We start from the raw sequence: 17,395 nt of genomic DNA, 5'->3' as shown, positions 1-17,395 counted from the left end.
AAGATTCACGAAGAACAGCAGCCCGCCAGAACGTCCGGTTCCGGCGGGCTGACTTATATGTCAGTATTCTTTACTTGTACAGATGGGGCACAAGCCCTGAAAATCTATTCAAGGGGTTTACGTTCTTTCCCAGCGTCCCGATGCGCCGCAAGGCAGCACCAGCCCGTTTGAGCTTACAGGAAGCCCGATTTCCTGGGAGTCTACGGTTCCGTTCCAGGCTTTGAGCTCGGTGGAGATCATATATGTCAGGACGGCCGGGGCCAGTCCGGTGGTATAGGAATTAACCAGGAAGAATACCGCATCCTTTGACAGGATCTGGGTGCAGAGCCTGATCAGCGGATGGATCATATCCTCAATCTTCCATACCTCCCCTTTGGGACCTCTTCCATAGGAGGGAGGGTCCATGATAATGGCATCGTAAGTATTGCCGCGGCGGATTTCCCTTTCCACGAACTTCACACAGTCGTCCACGAGCCAGCGGATCGGAGCTTCGCCCAGTCCGGAGGATGCCGCATTTTCCTTTGCCCAGCCAACCATGCCTTTGGAGGCATCCACATGGGTAACCTGTGCGCCGGCTGCCGCTGCTGCCAGCGTAGCGCCGCCCGTGTAAGCAAAAAGATTCAGCACCTTTACTGTCCGGCCTGCGTTTCTTATCTTATCGGAGAACCAGTCCCAGTTTACGGCCTGTTCCGGGAATAGCCCTGTGTGCTTAAAATTAAAAGGTTTCAGGTTAAAAGTAAGTTCCCCGTAATGAATCTGCCACTGATGGGGCAGATCAAAGAATTCCCATTCCCCGCCGCCCTTTTTACTGCGGTGATAGTGCCCGTTTGGTTTCTTCCAGCCCTTCTGTGTCTTAGGCGTGTCCCAGATGACCTGGGGATCCGGGCGAATTAAAAAATAATCCCCCCAGCGCTCCAGCTTTTCTCCCATGGAACAATCTATGACCTCATAATCTTTCCAGTTATCTGCAATCCACATGATTTTTATCTTATCCTTTCTTTCGGAAACTGCCTGTTTAAAATTCCAAAACAAGCGGAAAACTACACATATCATCTCATAAATGCATAAAATTATCAACATGGATTTTCGGATATTATTATCATAACAGAAACAGATCGCAACAGTTCAGACAGGCCTGAACTGTTACGCATCCAGCCCATTGAAATTCGCCTGCGGCGAAGGGGGCTGTGCGCCGGCGGCGTACGTTTAACACGGACCGGAGCAAAGCGGAGACAGGATGCGATGCCTGCAATCATCATGTTTTCGTACGGTCTGTGCAGTAAATGCACAGACCTGTCTGAACGGTTACAACAGATCGTTCGACAACATAGTAGCATCGGGACAAACAAACAGATGTTGACAATAAATATTGTTTACTCAAAGCCAAGTCAGTGATAGAATATATCTATAAATAACTTCAAAGGGGTCAGACCCCTTTGCACTGATTTCGAAAGGAGACACTATTATGATAACGGTTAATGCAATAGGAGACGCCTGCCCCATCCCTGTCATAAAGACGAAGAAGGCTCTCCAGGAACTGGAAGGCCCTGGAGTTCTTGAGGTATTGGTAGATAATGAAATTGCCGTCCAGAATGTAACAAAGCTGGCATCCAGTTCCGGAGCCGGGGTAAGTTGGGAAAAAACCGGAGAAAAAGAATATCGGATTGCCATTAAAAAGGAAGGCGGTGTTTTGCAGCAGGAACAGTATGAGAAGCAGGAACAGCAGAAAGAGGCCGTGTGCTGCACGGACAGCAGTGGCGGTACAATAGTTGTAGTATCTTCAGACCGGATGGGAGAGGGAAATGATGAATTGGGAGAAGTGTTGATGAAAGGCTTTATTTTTGCCGTGTCACAGCTCGAGGAACTGCCCCGGACAATCCTTTTCTACAATGGAGGAGCCAGGCTTACTGCGGAAGGTTCTGATTCCCTGGAGGATTTGAAAGCAATGGAAGCCCAGGGCGTACAGATTATGACATGCGGTACATGCCTGGATTATTACGGGCTGAAGGAAAAGCTTCAGGTAGGAAGCGTGACCAATATGTACACGATTGTAGAGACCATGAATGGAGCGCAAAAAGTGATCCGTCCCTAAAAAATAGAGTTTCTGAGAGTGCGCAATACTAGAGTGTGTCTGAAAATTCATTGCCGCAAGATGCTGCCCCACTTCACGGTCTATTTACTGCCAAATCCAGAGGGCGTAGCCCACTACGCTTCCTGTATTTGGCAGTAAATACCCCGCAAACTGGGACAACATCTTGCAACAAGCAATTTTCAGACACGCTCCAGGAAAGGAGGAAGATGGCATGAACAAAGGGAAAGATGTTCGTCTTACCCAGATGGCAAAGACAGCCGGGTGAGCGGCTAAAATAGGTCCTGAGACCCTTGCCCAGGTTCTGGGTAAGCTGCCAAAATTCCAGGATGAGAATCTCATGGTTGGGATTGAAACGTCAGATGATGCTGCGATTTACAAGGTTACGGATGATATTGCTATGATTCAGACCGTTGACTTCTTTACCCCGGTTGTGGATGATCCGTATACCTTCGGGCAGATTGCAGCAGCCAATTCCCTCAGCGATATATACGCGATGGGAGGAGAGCCAAAGGTGGCTCTGAATATTGTGGGATTTCCAAATTGTCTGGACCCGGAGATTCTCGGGGAGATCTTAAGAGGCGGTGCCGATAAGGTAAAGGAAGCCGGCGCCGTGCTGGTGGGAGGACACTCCGTCCAGGATGATGAGCCGAAGTACGGCCTGAGTGTGTCGGGATTTGTACATCCCGATAAGATATACAGAAATTATGGCTGCCGGCCCGGGGATGTGCTGGTCCTGACCAAACAGATCGGAAGCGGCATCATCAATACTGCGGTAAAAGCGGAAATGGCCTCGGAACAGGCCAAAACACAAGCCGTCATAGTGATGTCTTCCCTCAATAAAAAAGCAAAGGAAGCAGCAGAGGGATTTCCGGTCAATGCCTGTACGGATATCACCGGATTCGGACTGCTGGGACATTGTGCGGAAATGGCTAAGGCCAGCGGCGTAACGCTGGAGATTCAAGCAAAAAGGGTGCCTTACATGCAGGAGGCTGCGGATTACGCCAAGATGGGCTTAATCCCTGCCGGTGCCTATAAAAACCGTGAACACTGTCAGAGTATGGTGGACGCGGAACGCGTAGAAGAATATGTAACAGACCTCATGTACGACCCTCAGACATCAGGCGGCCTTTTGTTCAGCCTGCCAAAGTGTTATGCGGATGAATTTATGAATGGGTTGAAGCGTGCAAAACTGGACACCAAAGTCTCCGTGATCGGACGGGTGCTGGAGAAAGAAGAAAAATTGATAAGGCTTTTGCCATAATACAAATTAGTGCCTCCCGGCGTAATTACGATGGGAGGCACTACAAACAAAGCATAAGGAGCAGTCTATGAATAAGAACCTTTTATATCGGAAAATCCCAAAAGTAGATGTTCTGATGGAAAACAATGTTATAAAGCAAATGGCGGAACTGTATGGTTATGACGGTGTACTGGAAGCCGTACGGATTGAGCTTGATAAGCTTCGCGCCTATATTGCGTCCTGTGAGAACGAGGAAGAAGCCGAACAGCAGATAGAAAGCCTTATGGTGCGCATAGAACTTACCGCAGCGGATATGCACCGCCCCAACATGACGCGCGTGTTAAACGGAACGGGAACGATACTGCATACCAACCTTGGCCGTGCTCCGCTTAGCACTGAACATCTGAAGCAGGTGACATATATCGCAGGAGGCTACTCCAATCTGGAATATGACCTGGAAGAAGGCGGCAGGGGGGAACGGTATTCTCATTTTGAAAGGCTTCTATGCAGGATCACAGGGGCAGAAGCTGCCATGGCTGTTAACAATAATGCTGCCGCGGTTATGCTGATCTTAAGCTCCCTGGCAAAAGGCGGGGAAGTCATCGTATCCCGGGGAGAATTGGTAGAGGTCGGAGGCAAATTCAGAATTCCCGATGTCATGGAACAAAGCGGCGCAGTCCTCAGAGAAGCCGGAACCACCAACAAAACACATATTAGTGACTATGAGGAAGCCGTCACGGAGGAGACAAAGGCCTTCATGAAGGTGCACACCAGCAACTACAGGATCGTAGGTTTTACAGAATCGGTTTCCGTTGCAGAACTGGCAGCACTGAAAGAAAAGTATCAGCTCCCGGTCATCGAGGACCTGGGCAGCGGTGTCCTGGTAGATTTAAGCAAATACGGACTGGCCTATGAGCCCACGGTGCAGGATTCTGTGAAAAATGGGGCCGATGTGGTCTGTTTCAGCGGAGACAAGCTGCTGGGCGGCCCTCAGGCGGGGATCATTGTTGGAAAAAAGAAATATATAGACATGATGAAAAAGAACCAGCTGACGCGGGCGCTGCGGATTGACAAATTTACAGCCTCGGCGCTGGAAGTCGTTTTGCGGGAATATTTATCGGAAGAGAAAGCAGTACACAACATACCGGCCTTATCTATGATCACGCGAAAGCCGGAAGAGGTGGAAAAGGATGCCAAAAAGTTCTGTAAAATGCTCAGACGTGCAGAACTGACTGCAGAAATCGGCGTCGAAAGCTGTGAAGCACAGATCGGAGGCGGCTCCCTGCCGCTGGAGCGCATCCCAAGCTTTGCGGTGACAATCCGCCCCCTGGATATCAGTACACCGGAGCTGGAAGAGAGGCTTCGACATATGCCGGTGCCAGTGGTGGGACGGGTCATGAATGGCAAGATCCTCCTGGATATGCGGACATTTGATGGAAAATTCATGAACTATCTTACCAGAATCTTAAAGGAGCAGAATGTCCTGGAAAAGGAAGGAAACCCTTATGAAGCATATTATTATCGGAACAGCGGGCCATATTGACCATGGAAAAACAACATTGATAAAAGCGCTCACCGGCCGGAACACGGACCGCTGGGAGGAGGAACAGCGCAGAGGAATTACAATCGACCTGGGGTTTACCTGGTTCGACTTAAAGAACGGAAACCGGGCGGGCATCATAGACGTTCCGGGCCATGAGAAGTTCATAAATAATATGGTTGCCGGTGTTGTGGGGATGGATCTGGTGCTTCTGGTTATCGCAGCCGATGAGGGAATCATGCCCCAGACAAGAGAGCATATGGATATTTTAGAAATGCTGGGAGTCCAAAAAAGTATTCTGGTCCTGAATAAATGCGACCTGGTGGACGAAGAATGGCTGGAGATGGTGGAAGAAGAGATCCGGGAAGAACTGCAGGGAACATTTCTGGAACGGGCTCCTGTCGTGAAAGTGTCGGCAGCAACCGGGGCGGGGATTCCCGTTCTGGTTGAAACCATTGAGCGCCTGAGCGAGGATGAGGTGGTGGAAAAGGAGATTCACACCATACCCAGGCTGCCCGTAGACCGGGTATTTTCTCTCTCCGGCTTCGGTACTGTGGTAACCGGTACGCTCGTCAGCGGGACGATTTCAAAAGAAGATAAACTGGAGATGTTTCCGAATGGACGGGAGTGTAAGATCCGCAATATCCAGGTACATGGCAGGGACGTGGAAACATGCTATGCGGGCCAGCGCGTGGCAATCAATATCTCCAATATGAAGAAAAAGGAACTGCAAAGAGGCTGCGTCCTTGCGCCCCCCGGAAGCATGAAAGATTCCAGGCTCCTGGATGTAAAACTGGAAATGCTGGATTCCTCCGTGCGTGTCCTGGCAAACAACACAAGGCTGCATTTTTTCAGCGGTACCAGCGAGGTATTGTGCCGCGCTGTCCTTTTGGGTGATGAGACTCTTGGACCGGGAGAAAGCGGATATGTCCAGCTTAGAATGGAAAAGGAGGTCGCCTTCCGGAGAGGGGACAGATTTGTTGTGCGGTTCTATTCTCCTATGGAGACAATCGGGGGCGGTGTGATACTGGAACCAAATGCGGTGAAGAAGAAACGGTTTTCCCCGGAGGTTCTGGATTCCCTGAAGCAGAAGGAGTCCGGTTCCGCCGAAGATGTAATTGAACTGCATGTGAAAGAGTACGCAGAAACAATGGCTGCGATGTCAGAGCTTGCCAAACTCACGGCGCTGTCCAGAGAAGAGACAGAAGAGGCCGTGAAGATTCTTGCAGAGGAGGGACTGGTCTGTGTTTTCCCGATGAAAAAGGATACGTTCGTGTGGCATACAGCGGACGAGCGTGCATACAGAGAGAAGATTCTGAATGCCCTGGAAAAATACGTGGAGAAGAACCCTTACCGCTATGGTATGGCGAAGGCAGAAGTGCACAGTACCTACATGAAACGCGTAAAGCCCAATATATTTGATAAATATATCGAGTATCTGGAAGCGCAGAACATTCTGTCGCGCCATGATGAATTCCTTGCGCCGCCGGCGTATGAAGCGGCCAGGGATGCGGTTTATGAGAAGGTGCGGCGCACGCTTTTAGGCGTATTGAAACCCGCGGGTTATGATTTTGCCAGAATGACGGATATCAGTTTCGGGAAAATACCTGCCGGCACGGTGGAGGATATCCTTCTCCTTTTGGTTGACAGCGGAGAAATCGTAAAAGTAGCGGATGGCATGTACACACTTGGTTCTTATATGGACGCGGCACGGGAGAAGATTGTGGAAAAGCTGAAAGCAGACGGGAAAATTACAATCGCAGAGATTCGTGATATGTTTGGCACAAGCCGGAAAAGTGCGAAACCGATTCTGGAATACATGGACAGCATTAAGGTCACCCGGAAAACAGGAGCAGAAAGTGAAAGGATATCGAATCTATGAATCTGAAACAAATAGAGGCATTCACAGCGGTCGCGGAGGAGGGAAGCTTTTCAAAGGCGGCAAAACAACTCTTCCTGACACAGCCCACAGTAAGCGCACATGTCTCATCGCTGGAGCAGGAACTGGGAGTCTGCCTGTTTGTGAGAAATACAAAAGAGGTCAGCCTTTCAGAAGATGGGAAAAAACTGCATGGCTATGCAAAGCAGATGATTGTGCTTCAGAGAGAGATTGAAACAGTATTTAACAGGACGAGGAAAGAGACCAGCCACTGCATGCATATTGCCGCATCCAGCGTTCCTTCCCAGTATCTGCTTCCTCAGATCCTGGCAAAATTCAGTGAGCTGTATCCCGGAGAACGCTTTAAAATTGCAGAGACGGACAGCGCAAAAGTAGTGGAACAGGTAATAAACGGAAATGCGGATATCGGATTTACCGGAACAGTACTGGAAAAAAAATACTGCCGGTACATACCGTTTTACCAGGATGAACTGGTCATTATCACACCGAATTCAGATAAATACAGGCGCCTGCGGGAAAAGCTTCTCAGCGAAAAGAAGCAGATAAAAACGGAATCGGAAAACATGTGGATCCAGGAGGAACCTCTGATTCTGCGGGAAGAAGGTTCCGGTACCCGTAAGGAGGCCGAGAGGCTGCTGAAAAAGATGGGAATCCAAATAGATGCGCTCAGGATTGTAGCGAGCATAGAAAATCAGGAGACGATCAAACGTTCAGTGAGCAGAGGCGTTGGAATCTCCATTATATCGCGCCTTGCTGCAGAAGACGAAATCAGCGCCGGCAGTATCCTGTGTTTCCCTCTGGATGCGGAGGAAGGAAAGCGTGACATAAATGTCGTTTATAATAAAAACTTCCAGCTGTCTGCGCCCGCAGAAAACTTTCTGCGGGTGGTGAGCAAAGTTTATCCGAAGGAAATTCCATAACGAATGCTTTACGGGAAGCCTTGCGGCAGACCATTGAATAAAATACATTTTAACAGCCACTATAGAGGCTGTCTATAGTGGTTTTAATTTATGGCGGTTTTCAATTAGACGCTTAAAGCCTTGCGGGTTATACTGGATAGGTAAAGCACTCTAGAGCGTGTCTGAAAATTGCTTGTTGCAAGATGTTGTCCCAGTTTGCGGGATATTGCGGCAATGAATTTTCAGACACGCTCTAGGGAAATGGAGGGGGAAGTTATGATTTACATGGACAATGCGGCGACAACAATACAGAAGCCGGAAAAAGTGGCAGAGGCTGTTGTCAGCGCAATGAGCGCGATTGGAAATGCGGGAAGAGGCGCAACGGAGGCGTCTTTGAGTGCGTCCAGAATGATATTTGACACGAGGGAAAAGCTCTGCCGTTTGTTCCATGCGGAAAGTCCAACAAGAATTGCGTTTACGGCTAATTCAACGGAGAGCCTGAATATTGCGGTCAAGGGGATCGTGGGTTCCGGTGATCATGTGATAACAACCGTACTTGAGCATAATTCGGTCCTCCGCCCGCTATACGAATGCCGGGAAAAAGGAACGGAACTTACGATCCTGGGATGCGATGAAAAGGGCAACATTTCCTATAAAGAGATGGAAAATGCAGTCAAAAAAAATACCAAGGCAATTGTGTGCACACATGGCTCCAATCTGACCGGTAATATGGTGGATATTGGAAGAGTGGGGCGGATTGCTGCCAAATGTGGGATCCTGCTCATCGTGGATGCATCCCAGACAGCCGGAGTGTATCCGATCGATGTACAGCAAATGCACATTGACATTTTGTGTTTTACCGGCCATAAAAGCCTGTTGGGCCCACAGGGAACCGGCGGCCTGTATGTCAGAGAGGGCGTAGAAGTACGTCCGCTTTTAAGCGGCGGAAGCGGTGTGGATACGTATAATACACACCACCCAAAGCAAATGCCGACGGCGTTGGAAGCAGGAACCCTGAATGGACATGGAATCGCGGGCTTAAATGCGGCGCTGGAATATCTGGAGGAGAATGGGATTGACTGGATCCGGAAAAAAGAATTAGCCCATATGCGGCAGTTCTACGAGGGAATCTTCCATATTCCAGGCGTGACGGTTTACGGTGATTTTGCCACGGATGAGAGATGTCCAATCGTATCCTTCAACATTGGAGACTATGATTCTTCTGATGTAAGCGATGAACTATTTGTAACATATCAGATTGCTACCAGGCCGGGGGCACACTGTGCACCGCTGATGCACAGAGCGCTGGGAACGGAAGGCCAGGGGGCCGTAAGGTTCAGTTTCTCACATTACAACACAGAAGAAGAAATTAAAGAAGCTGTCCGTGCAGTAAGAGAGTTAGCGCAGCCGTCATAGTCTGCATTACGGTAGGTGAGTAAAATGAGAAAAAAAGAGTTAAAACTAGTCATCACATTTCATACAACTGCGGACGCCATGGCAATGGAAAAATTATGCCGTCAAAAGAACATACCAGGCAGATTAATCCCCGTCCCCCGCATCCTATCCGCAGGCTGCGGCCTCTCCTGGTGCACGGCCCCATCCCAAAAAGCCGCAGTCCAAAAAGCAATAGAACTGGCCGGAATCCAGGAAGAAGCAATCCAGGAGTGTATGGTATAAATCCACTTTGCATAAAAAAGATGTCTGAGAGGAGTACTGGAATTATAATACGAATACTAGCACATCGAACAGTAAGTTACTTATTTTTCAATGTACTAGACCTGAGCTAAAAAAATAAAAAACAGCATCAAAAACATCAAACCCAAGCAATACGATCCGCCTGCTCCGTCATATCCCCTGCCCGTGTAAGTTTTTAAGTACAGCCCGGATGCGAGCAGCCTGGACGTTAGGGGAGCGGCGGGAGGGACGATGGTGTTTTCTGATACCTCATAGTGTGCCGTGTTTCCGTTGGGATAAAATAAAAAAATCTGATGGACAAACTTTGCTATCCAAAGCAAAGTTTGAAGCGACTTAAGCGACAAATCATCAGATTTGTCGCTGCATGTCGCTGGTTCCATCAGATTTTTTTATTTTATCCCTACGGAAACTAGGCTAAACGGCCGGTATCAGAAAACACCATCGTCCCTCCCGCCGCTCCCCTAACGTCCAGGCGTCCGCTCTCCCCGCTCTACTTATCACGAGGATTCTTCCAAAACCAAAATGCCACGAGTATTCCAGTTATGTAAAGTATGTTGACGAGTATGGTTGGATTATCTCTAAGCAGATATATCACAGCAACAATTGCCGCCAGGGATATCGTCAGCTCAAATGCTTTCATAATCCGTTTTTCTTTGATGTCCCGGGCTTGCTGCTGCAATTCATTGCGCTTTTGCTCCAAAGTAAGATAGTCCATAAGATTATCGTCGCTGATTCGGGAGAGAATCCACTTATCACGGAAGAACTCTTTATCTTCCTTTTTGAAATGGAAGCGCTTTTTATCGGCCGGCTCCTCATCGGGCATTTCGTAATCGGTATCTGTCTCCTTTTGGGCGGATACTTTTTTAAATGTCTTGCTGGTGAATTCAGAGGCTTTACCGGTAAACTCAGAAGCCTTATCTGTGAAGTCAGCGGCTTTGTTCTTTAATTCAGATACTTTTTGTGATAATTCCGGTTCTTTAGCTGCAGATTCCTGCGCCTGAGATACCGGTGCCGGGCTGCCGGATCCATCGGATAACGCAGATGCAGACGAAGCGGAAGCCGCGGAGGTGGTCTCTGCTGCTGCCTCTTTTACGGCGCCTTCCCTGTTGATTTCAGTGGAGCCTGGCATTTCTGATGCAAATGGCACAATATTCGAAACATCTGTATCAACCGGAGGGACAGCCGTGGGAGTCCCGGGTGTTTTATTGACAGTTTCATCTTTTGTAGGAATTAATTCTTCGGACACAGATTATACCTCCATATGTATTTTTCTTAATCATATCAGTTTTTGTCGAAAAATACAATAAAAGGCGGCAGAAAGGCTTAAAGCCCCTTTTCAAAGTTATCCAGTACATGAGGGAGCAGTCTGTCACTGTATGCGGACAGCGGGTACTTACCTTCGCAGAGTGACCAGTCATAGAGAAGTCCGCGCTCATACATTGTATAAATCTTTACAAGCTCCGCTGCGGAGGCAGCACTGCAAAATTCTCCGGAATCAAGCCCGGCAGTGATGATCTCCGTGATCAGCTGAAAATAGTAACGGTCGTCATCCAGAAGAGAACGGTTGTCTTTTGTGACAAGCTGCGATGAATACAGGGATGCAAGCAGATTGCGGTCAATGCTTGTCTCAATCATATAAAATAATTCGTGATTCAGCAGCAGCAGTTTCTCCCTGGAGGACAGCGTTTGATCCATGGTACTGTAGATCTCTTCGTATTTCTGGTCAAAAAGATCCGAAAGGGTGGAGAGAAGGGCATCCTTCCCCTTAAAATAGTGATAAAATGTTCCTTTTGATGTCTTGGAAAGTTTGATAATGTCCTCTACGGTTGTGTCGTCATATCCGTTTTTATAAAATAAGTTCCAGGCAGCTTTTACGATACGGCTTTTGGTTGTCTGTTTTTTCCTTGGCATAACAAGCTCTCTTTCCCGAGGGGTGCTTAACAATCTCTTAGATATTAAGAAGCAAACACGCCTTAGCATTTATACGTTCTGTTTCGTTTATTAGTATAGCATAAGTTATAAATAACGACTATGGAAAAAATATAGAAAAATGGGTGTGGTTTACTTCCCGAGTAACAGTTTAACCTTGCCTGAACTGTTACTCGGGAAGTAAACCACACCCATTTTTTGTGTATCATATTATTCGCCTCTTGCAACTTTAAATCCGTATTTCAGCGGATCATCGGGATCGATTACGTAGGTTGCTTCGCCGGTAACATAAGCGCTTCCGGTAATCTGGGGAACCACTGCCTTGAATTCACCGACAGTTGCCTCTTCTTTGATCACACCTTTGAATTGGGATCCGATAAAACTTTCGTATACAAACGGTTCTCCGATCTTAATTTCACCGCGTGAATAAAGCGTTGCAAGCTTTGCGCTTGTCCCGGTACCACACGGGGAACGGTCAGACATATAATCACCGAAAATAACTACATTGCGGTAATTACAGCCTTCTGTGTCGGTATGGCAGTAGAGCTCCGCCAGATCAACAGAGGTGATGTCAAGAAATGGGTGTTTGATTTCCACCTCCGCGTTTACCTGCTTTATTACCTTCATGCCAAAATCTGTCAGCTTTGGAATAGATTCCTTATCTACCGTCCAGCCAAGCTGTTCGATATTGATAAGAGCAAAAAAACTTCCGCCGAATGCAATGTCGTATTTAATTTCTTTGCCGTCTACTACGGTCGTAAGATTTTCTTTATAAAGAAAAGCGGGGACGTTTGTTAGTGTGACATTCAGTACCTTTCCATTTTTAACTTCTGCTTTTACACGAATAAGACCGGCCGGCGCGTCCAATACTACTTCTGTGAAAGGTTCTACGGCGGGCACGAGGCCGGATTCAATAAGCGCCGTTGTTGTTCCGATTGTACCATGGCCGCACATATTCAGATATTCTCCGGTATCCATAAATATAACGCCGAAATCAGCTTCCGGGTTCACCGGTTCCGTTACCAGGGCCCCAAACATGTCATGGTGCCCCCGGGGTTCAAACATCAGCGCCTGGCGGTATTTATCAAAGTTATTTGCAAGATATTGTTTGCGCTCCATCATGGAGTCGCCTTTTAATTCGGGAAAGCCGGACATGATGATACGGGTAAATTCTCCGACGGTATGTGTGTCAATTGCCTTAAATGATGCTTCAAATGCATTCAGGTTAATTTTTGGATTGTAATTCATAACCCTTCCTCCTAGCTGTTGATTTATAGAATCCACCTATAAGCGTTTCTTAAATAATACCTTACGGGTTATTATGGAGATTAATCTGTGGATTAAACAGGTAAAAAATGATAAAAAACCAATAATAGACCACGTTCTAGTATGCAGTTCAGTTTATACAAATTATTATGTATGAAAAGCCTTGAAAAGTCAACGATTATTTGTTAATATATAAACACGATTAGGGTGAATAAATCATACAGCAAGCGGCCTGGTTTATTTCATTTAACATCAGATATCATAACCAGCGGTAAATATGGCAATGATATAGAATAATCATATAAGTGAGGGGGTAGAAGGGTAACTGGTGTGCCTCCTGGTCTTCAAAACCAGTGTTGGGCGTTTGAAGCGTCCTGGGTGGGTTCGATTCCCACATGCCTCCGCCAAAAACAAGATCTGCAGGATCATTAATTTCTGTAGACTATTTATAAAGAAGCAAGGATTCATAAAGAAGTGATATAAAGGAGAAAAAACGGGCCATGGGAAATTTACAATTTTTGCTAAGACAGCATGTTGGAGCTCCGTGTGAGCCGGTTGTCAAAATAGGTGACAGAGTGGAAAAGGGGACGCTGATCGCCGCTCCGACCGGGCTGGGAGCAAATATTTTTTCCAGCGTTTACGGAAGTGTACAGGACATTCTTGAAGACCGGATTATTATCGTTCCGGATGACGAACAGAAAGATGCGTTCGTACCGATTCAGGAAGGTGACCACCTGGATATGATAAAAGAAGCCGGCGTTGTTGGAATGGGCGGCGCGGGATTCCCGACAGGAGTGAAGCTGGGCACGGATCTGAATGGCGGATACATTCTGGTTAATGCGGTAGAGTGCGAACCCGGACTCTATCATAATATCCGCCAAATTGAAGATAATATAGAGATGACCCTGAAGGGAGTCAGGTACTGCATGGAGATAGCCAATGCAGCTCAGGCCATTTTTGCTATCAAGGCCAAGAATAAAAAGGCTGTGGATATATTAAGAGAGGCGGTCCGGAATGAGGAGAATATTTCCATTCATCTTCTTCCGGATATTTATCCGATGGGAGAAGAGCGGGCCGTGGTCAGGGAGATACTGGGAAAGCTTCTGGATCCAACCCAGCTTCCCTCGGCGGCGGACTCTATTGTGATTAATGTAGAAACCGTCCTGCGGGTCGCTGAAGCTATAGATCTGAAGAAACCCTGCTTCAGCAAAAACATGACTGTTATTGGAAAAATCAATGGCGGAAATGAGCCTCATGTTTATATGGATGTTCCGGTCGGAACCAGTGTGGGTGACATGATTGAGAGGGCAGGCGGAATTGACGGCGTGTACGGGGAAATCATCATGGGCGGCCCTTTCACGGGAAAACCTGTGGAAAAGGATGCTCCGGTAACAAAAACCACGGGAGGTATCATTGTGACAATTGATCTGCCGGACCTTCATGGTGCGCCTGTGGGACTTCTCGTCTGCGCCTGCGGAGGCGATGAGGACCGTATGAGGGATGTCTGTGAAAAGATGCATGGGAATGTTGTGTCAGTAGCTCGATGCAAGCAGGCTGTGGAGATGAAGAACGGGACGCTGAAGTGCGAGAATCCCGGCAACTGTCCGGGACAGGCCCAAAAATGTCTGCAGTTCAAAAAGGACGGTTCGGAATATATAATTATTGGCAATTGCTCGGATTGTTCCAATACCGTTATGGGTTCCGCCCCGAAGATGAAACTGAAAGTATTCCATCAGACAGATCATGTTATGAGGACGATCAACCATCCGCTGTATAGAAGATTAACCGTTTCTAAGCAGGTAGACCAGCTGCCAAAAGACAGGCAGTCCATCCCTGATGGAAAATAGATAAAGGAGGAAAGAAAAGTATGTCAATAACAGCTGAAACAGCGAAAGAACATGCGAATGACCCTGCGGTACTCTGCTGCAGAGCGGAGGCGGGGACTATCATACAGGCATCCAATCTGGAAGATCCGGCTATCTTTGATGATCTGGTAGATTCAGGGTTATTGGAACTGGAAGGCGCATTGACGATTGAACAGGTATTGGGGGCCAGGCTTTCAAAGACTTGTGATTCTCTGTGCCCTTTGACGGCAGATGTCGTAGAAGGAGCCAAAGCAGCAGCGGCCAGCGAACCGGAACCGGCCGCTGAAGCGGAACCGGCAGCGGTTTTACCGATTTTACCGACGGCAGAAGGACCGATGTTCCGGATTCATATAGGGGAAGGCAGAGATATAGATATAGAACTACCTGCGGCGCTGATGAATACGGCGGGAGTTTCACAGGCAGCTGCTCCGGCAGCTGTTCAGGGAACCGGCCTGTCAGCGGAATCTATTCCGGAGGCACCGGGGCAGGAGGAAAAAGTTGTCAGAACACTGACAAGAAAGCATTATAAGATTACAGAAGTAAAGCGCGGCCCGAAGACGGAGATCAAAGGCACCATCTTGTATATCAGGGAAGGAATTGAAAAAGAATGTGTAGATTCCCAGGACCTGGTATTTGATCTGCGGATCGACATTATTGTACCGGCAGAATATCACACGTATTCCGAGACGATTATGGATGTACAGCCGATTGCCTGCAAGGAAGACGGCGATGAAGTCGGAAGCGGCACAACGAGAGTTCTGGACGGCGTTATCATGATGGTTACAGGTACAGATGCCAATGGAGTGCAGATTGGGGAATTCGGCTCTTCAGAAGGGTATCTGGATGAAAATATTATGTGGAACCGGCCCGGAGCGCCTGACAAGGGTGAGATCTTTATCAAGACCCAGGTGACAATCAAAGAAGGCATGAATATGGAAAGGCCGGGACCTCTTGCTGCGCACACAGCCACAGACGTCATTACGCAGGAGATCAGGGATGCATTAAAAGAACTGGATGACGATTCACTGGTGGTTGATACAGAGACATTTGACCAGGTGAGAAGGCCGGGCAGGAAGAAAGTTGTCATTGTAAAGGAGATCATGGGACAGGGGGCTATGCACGATAACCTGATCCTTCCGGTTGAACCGGTGGGTGTGCTCGGAGCCAAGCCGAATGTCGACCTTGGCAATGTGCCGGTCTGTGTATCACCGCTGGAGGTGCTGGACGGTTGTATCCACGCGCTGACCTGCATCGGGCCGGCATCCAAAGAGATGTCCAGGCACTACTGGAGGGAGCCGCTGGTACTCGAAGCGCTCCACGATCCGGAAATCGACCTGTGTGGAGTAATCTTTGTGGGAAGCCCGCAGATCAATTCCGAGAAATTTTATGTTTCGAAACGTGTCGGTATGATGGCGGAGATGATGGATGTGGACGGAGCGTTTATCACAACCGAAGGCTTTGGCAATAACCATATTGATTTTGCGAGCCATCACGAACAGATCGGAATGCGCGGGATTCCCGTTGTTGGTATGTCTTTCTGCGCAGTACAGGGGGCTCTGGTCGTTGGTAATAAATACATGACCAATATGGTTGACAACAATAAATCGGAGTCGGGCATTGAAAACGAAGTGCTTGCCTGCAATACTCTCTGCCATGAGGATGCACTCAGAGCCCTTGCCATGCTGAAGAATGCAATGGCGGGTGAAGGGGTGAATAAAGCAGAGAGAAAATGGAATCCAAGTGTAAAAAAGACAAATGTAGAACTCATATCAAATGTGACGGGCCGGCCGATAGAGCTGGTGAAGAATGAACAGTCACTGCCGATGAGCCAAAAGAGAAAAGAGAAATACGACTAAGATGAAAGAATTAATATATGGCGACAAGATGATACGTATGGAAGGGGTAATCGTTGAGATCCATGACGGCTGCGTCGGGATAGACTTAAAGGGCAGACTCGGCTATCTGAAGATTCCGATGCGCATGCTGATTACCGACTATCCCCTGGCAGTAGGGCAGGAGGTTGCATGGAACATGAGTTTTGTGGAGCAGCTCGGGGCCGGGATAAACGAGAAGTACGTGAGTAATCTGACCACATATAAAAGACATCAGGAAGAGATGCGTAAAGCAGACGCAGAAAACAAGGAGGTAGAAGAATGAGTTTGACAACCACAAAAGGTTTACAGTCAGAAATATACGTTCCGATTACTCCTCCGGCAGTGTGGACACCTGTGACAAAAACGCTGAGGGATATGTCTATTGCCCTTGCTACCGCAGCGGGTGTACACTGTAAGAGTCAGGAAAGATTTAATCTGGCCGGCGACTCAAGCTGGAGAAGGATCACGAACGATACTCCGTCAAGTGAATTGATGGTATCCCATGGAGGGTACGATAATGGGGATGTAAACAAAGACATTAACTGTATGTTCCCCATCGACAGAATCCATGAACTGGCAGCAGAAGGATTTATCAGAAAATGCGCCCCGGTGCATGCCGGATTCATGGGAGGCGGTGGAGATCAGGATAAGTTTAAAAACGAAACAGGACCTGCAATCGCACAGATGTTCAAAGAAGAGGATGTGGATGCAGTCATCCTCACCGCTGGCTGAGGTACCTGCCACCGCTCTGCAGTATTGGTGCAGAGAGCGATTGAAGAGGCTGGAATACCTACGATTATTATTGCAGCCCTTCCCCCGGTTGTCCGTCAGACCGGTACACCACGCGCCGTAGCTCCGTTAGTACCCATGGGTGCCAACGCAGGTGCGCCGAATGATGTAGAAATGCAGACGGATATAGTAAAAGCAGCGCTTGAACAGCTTGTCAAAATAGAAACACCAGGCACGATAGTTCCGCTGCCGTTCGAATATGTGGCAAAAGTGTAATATTAAGATACAAAAAGGGACGATCCGGTGGAATTGTCCCTTTTTTGTTAAACAATACGAAAAATGGAGAGCAAGGGGGTCAGACCCCTC

Annotated in this window: 15 protein-coding genes and 1 tRNA gene; 12 read left to right on the top strand and 4 right to left on the bottom strand. The window is 48.0% G+C overall.

Features of this window, described 5'->3' with window-relative positions; all coding sequences use genetic code 11:
- Positions 1–117 precede the first annotated feature (117 nt).
- Complete coding sequence (locus BN1938_RS17780) at positions 118–978, bottom strand: class I SAM-dependent methyltransferase (RefSeq protein ID WP_050642741.1); 861 nt, start codon at positions 976–978, stop codon at positions 118–120.
- A 487-nt stretch (positions 979–1,465) separates the two neighbouring features.
- Here BN1938_RS17780 and yedF point away from each other — a divergent pair, with 487 nt between their 5' ends.
- The 7 genes from yedF (at position 1,466) to BN1938_RS17745 (ending at position 9,348) form a co-directional block, all read left to right on the top strand.
- Positions 1,466–2,092, top strand: a complete 627-nt coding sequence (gene yedF, locus BN1938_RS17775; RefSeq protein WP_050641832.1) for a sulfurtransferase-like selenium metabolism protein YedF — start codon at positions 1,466–1,468, stop codon at positions 2,090–2,092.
- Positions 2,093–2,303: 211 nt separating this feature from the next.
- A complete protein-coding gene (selD, locus tag BN1938_RS17770; RefSeq protein WP_082203054.1) occupies positions 2,304–3,353 on the top strand; it encodes a selenide, water dikinase SelD in 1,050 nt (349 codons plus the stop codon).
- A 67-nt stretch (positions 3,354–3,420) separates the two neighbouring features.
- Positions 3,421–4,875: an L-seryl-tRNA(Sec) selenium transferase gene (selA, locus tag BN1938_RS17765; protein ID WP_050641831.1), complete on the top strand. Its 1,455-nt coding sequence runs from the start codon at positions 3,421–3,423 to the stop codon at positions 4,873–4,875.
- Positions 4,838–6,754, top strand: coding sequence for a selenocysteine-specific translation elongation factor (selB, locus tag BN1938_RS17760; RefSeq protein WP_050641830.1), 1,917 nt, complete (start codon positions 4,838–4,840; stop codon positions 6,752–6,754). The genes selA and selB overlap by 38 nt, the downstream gene beginning before the upstream one ends.
- Positions 6,751–7,692 (top strand): selenium metabolism-associated LysR family transcriptional regulator, encoded by a 942-nt coding sequence (locus BN1938_RS17755; protein ID WP_050641829.1) that lies wholly within the window; start codon positions 6,751–6,753, stop codon positions 7,690–7,692. Before selB ends, BN1938_RS17755 begins: the two co-directional genes overlap by 4 nt.
- Positions 7,693–7,947: 255 nt before the next feature.
- On the top strand, positions 7,948–9,087 hold the full coding sequence (locus BN1938_RS17750; protein ID WP_050641828.1) for an aminotransferase class V-fold PLP-dependent enzyme: 1,140 nt from the start codon (positions 7,948–7,950) through the stop codon (positions 9,085–9,087).
- A gap of 24 nt (positions 9,088–9,111) precedes the next feature.
- Positions 9,112–9,348, top strand: coding sequence for a putative Se/S carrier protein (locus BN1938_RS17745; RefSeq protein ID WP_050641827.1), 237 nt, complete (start codon positions 9,112–9,114; stop codon positions 9,346–9,348).
- 508 nt (positions 9,349–9,856) lie between these two features.
- On the opposite strand, the gene BN1938_RS23725 is transcribed toward BN1938_RS17745, so the two are convergent.
- The 3 genes from BN1938_RS23725 to BN1938_RS17730 form a co-directional block, all read right to left on the bottom strand.
- The gene (locus BN1938_RS23725; protein WP_187376323.1) at positions 9,857–10,612 is read right to left on the bottom strand and encodes a UbiA prenyltransferase family protein; all 756 of its coding nucleotides are present in this window, start codon (positions 10,610–10,612) and stop codon (positions 9,857–9,859) included.
- 77 nt (positions 10,613–10,689) lie between these two features.
- On the bottom strand, positions 10,690–11,277 hold the full coding sequence (locus BN1938_RS17735) for a TetR/AcrR family transcriptional regulator (protein WP_050641826.1): 588 nt from the start codon (positions 11,275–11,277) through the stop codon (positions 10,690–10,692).
- A gap of 228 nt (positions 11,278–11,505) precedes the next feature.
- Complete coding sequence (locus BN1938_RS17730; RefSeq protein ID WP_050641825.1) at positions 11,506–12,543, bottom strand: proline racemase family protein; 1,038 nt, start codon at positions 12,541–12,543, stop codon at positions 11,506–11,508.
- 327 nt (positions 12,544–12,870) lie between these two features.
- Here BN1938_RS17730 and BN1938_RS17725 point away from each other — a divergent pair.
- From BN1938_RS17725 to prdB, 5 genes are all read left to right on the top strand, one after another.
- Positions 12,871–12,968: transfer RNA gene (locus BN1938_RS17725), tRNA-Sec, on the top strand.
- Positions 12,969–13,061: 93 nt separating this feature from the next.
- On the top strand, positions 13,062–14,408 hold the full coding sequence (prdC, locus tag BN1938_RS17720) for a proline reductase-associated electron transfer protein PrdC (protein ID WP_050641824.1): 1,347 nt from the start codon (positions 13,062–13,064) through the stop codon (positions 14,406–14,408).
- Positions 14,409–14,428: 20 nt separating this feature from the next.
- Positions 14,429–16,282 (top strand): D-proline reductase (dithiol) proprotein PrdA, encoded by a 1,854-nt coding sequence (prdA, locus tag BN1938_RS17715; RefSeq protein WP_050641823.1) that lies wholly within the window; start codon positions 14,429–14,431, stop codon positions 16,280–16,282.
- Position 16,283: 1 nt separating this feature from the next.
- Positions 16,284–16,583, top strand: coding sequence for a CBO2463/CBO2479 domain-containing protein (locus tag BN1938_RS17710; protein ID WP_050641822.1), 300 nt, complete (start codon positions 16,284–16,286; stop codon positions 16,581–16,583).
- On the top strand, positions 16,580–17,305 hold the full coding sequence (gene prdB / locus BN1938_RS23155; protein ID WP_082203053.1) for a D-proline reductase (dithiol) protein PrdB: 726 nt from the start codon (positions 16,580–16,582) through the stop codon (positions 17,303–17,305). The genes BN1938_RS17710 and prdB overlap by 4 nt, the downstream gene beginning before the upstream one ends.
- Positions 17,306–17,395: the final 90 nt, after the last annotated feature.

It is taken from the genome of Eubacterium sp. SB2 (assembly GCF_001244405.1).
Taxonomy (GTDB): Bacteria; Bacillota; Clostridia; order Lachnospirales; family Lachnospiraceae; genus Faecalicatena; species Faecalicatena contortus_B.
The sequence above is the reverse complement of the archived record's forward strand: the minus strand, read 5'-3'. Positions and strand labels throughout refer to the sequence as shown.